The organism is Candidatus Bandiella numerosa, assembly GCF_021811875.1.
Taxonomy (GTDB): Bacteria; Pseudomonadota; Alphaproteobacteria; order Rickettsiales; family Midichloriaceae; genus Aquirickettsia; species Aquirickettsia numerosa_A.
Genome location: NZ_JAJBJD010000201.1, coordinates 1 through 720, shown reverse-complemented (window position 1 = coordinate 720; position 720 = coordinate 1). Strand labels below are relative to the sequence as shown.

The window sequence follows — 720 nt, the reverse complement described above, 5'->3', positions numbered from 1 at the left end:
AAGACTATCTGAATGAGTTATCGCCGAGGGAGATGATTCCATGCATCCATAAAATCAAAAAAGAACCCGCCGACCACTTAAATGAAGTCCGCCTGTCGATGGAAGCAGAAAAGAAGTCCTTAAGATATCAAATCAACATGAAAATTGAGGAAAATCAGTACCTCACGCAGTCGAACCTCAACATGATTAACAGAGCGAGACGAGACGAAGCCATTGCCTCGGAAAACAAATATAAAGAGCACGAGAGACAGATCGTTAAGAAGTACGAAGATGAAAAGCAGGCGCTTGTCGATGAACTCATGTCGCTGAAGAAATTCAGTGAGGACCACAATTACTTCAAAAACCAGATGACCTTACGCCTGGCTCTTGTAAAGTTTAGATACACCATCCAGATAATGAAGGTTCGAGACGGACAGAAGGAAAAGCCAATCAAAGATATTACCGATGACCTCAGAAGGGTTGTCATGGGGAAGCAAATACAAGAACACGAGGAAAGACTCAAGGAACTCGATGACTTAAGGATGCAGTACGAACATTTGCGACTCAGAGACGCAAACAATGTTTACAAAATGCACGAGCTAAATGAAAGAATCACCTTGCTTGATAAAAATGTACAGGAAATGCAGGATGAAAATGGCGCGATTTCAAGCCAGCTCTCGAGAGAAAGACAGGAGGTCAGATCGCTTAAACTTGAAAACACCTCTTTGCTAAACTCTGATA

Annotated in this window: 1 protein-coding gene; it reads left to right on the top strand. The window is 42.2% G+C overall.

Translation table 11 applies throughout. The features are described from left to right. Nucleotides 1-98 precede the first annotated feature (98 nt). The coding region (locus tag L8D11_RS06070) for a hypothetical protein (RefSeq protein WP_236870642.1) at nt 99-720 on the top strand (622 nt) is incomplete at its 3' end.